At 65.2% G+C, this 1,047-nt stretch carries 1 protein-coding gene and 1 pseudogene; both read right to left on the reverse strand.

Going from position 1 to position 1,047, the window contains the following annotated elements:
* A pseudogene (locus EN742_RS35850) lies at positions 1–460 on the reverse strand (ABC transporter permease); the annotation flags it as partial.
* A gap of 80 nt (positions 461–540) precedes the next feature.
* A partial coding sequence (locus tag EN742_RS35855; protein ID WP_128333933.1) for an extracellular solute-binding protein occupies positions 541–1,047 on the reverse strand: 507 nt, incomplete at its 5' end.

Genomic DNA, 1,047 nt, shown 5'->3' on the forward strand with positions numbered 1-1,047 from the left:
CCGCCCGCCGCATCGCCGTCCAGAAGGTCCCGTCCTGCCATTTGGCGTCGATCGCCACCAGTTGCTGGCGCGGCGGCTGTGTCGAGCCCTTCTGCAAGGCGGACGCCGTCTTGATGAGCAGGCTGCGGTAGCTGGGGATTTCGTAATTGAGGCGGCGCCCGGCATTGGCGACATCGCGGCGATCGGCGACGCGCAGATCCGCCACCAGCGCGGTGTAGACCGCGTCCGGCGGATCGCTGGAGCCGTCCCATGCGAGCACCGCCGTGGCAGTCTGCGGCAAGGTATCGCGCACCTCCGGGCTGTAGACGCCCTTGGCCAGCAGCGACAATATCGGCCAGACGAAGATGAAAGCCATGAACAGCAGGCAAGGCAGCAGGAGCCCGTGGCGGATCAGCGGCCGACAGACCCTGATCAGGTCCGCCCAGCCACTGCGCTCCACGGGAATCGATATGCTTGCCATGCTTCGGTTTTGCTCGCTCGACTATCGCTGCAGACGGCCGGCGTCCCCGGCTTGGCGAACCGCGCCGGGGACGGACTTCTTCATTTTGAGGCCCAGGCGTTGAACCTCTCGGTCAGCGCTTCCAGATTGTCGTTCCAGAAATTGCTGTCGGTGGGAACCGCTTCCTTGAGATTGTCACCCACCGGCATGATCGCGATCCGCTCCGGCGTCAGCAGCGCCGACGCCTTCAGGTTGACCGGCGCTACCGGCTGGATCTTGGAAAACTCCGCCTGCGCCTCAGGCGAGGTCGCATAGCTCAGGAAGGCATAGGCGGCATCCTTCTTCTTGGTGCCGCTGACGATGGCCCAGTAGTCGACGTTGTAGAGGGAGCCCGGCCAGCCGAACTTGATGGCGGCGCCTTCTGCCTGCGCCTCCAGGATGCGGCCGACGAAGGTCGTCGACATGGCCACGCCGCCATTGGCGAGCCATTCCGGCGGCTGCGCGCCGGCCTCCCACCACTGGATATCGGCCTTGATCTCGTCCAGCTTCTTGAAGGCGTGATCGACGCCTTCCGGTGTCGATAGGACCTTGTAGACGTCGGCGGGGGC

It is taken from the genome of Mesorhizobium sp. M4A.F.Ca.ET.020.02.1.1 (genome assembly GCF_004022645.1).
Lineage (GTDB): Bacteria > Pseudomonadota > Alphaproteobacteria > Rhizobiales > Rhizobiaceae > Mesorhizobium.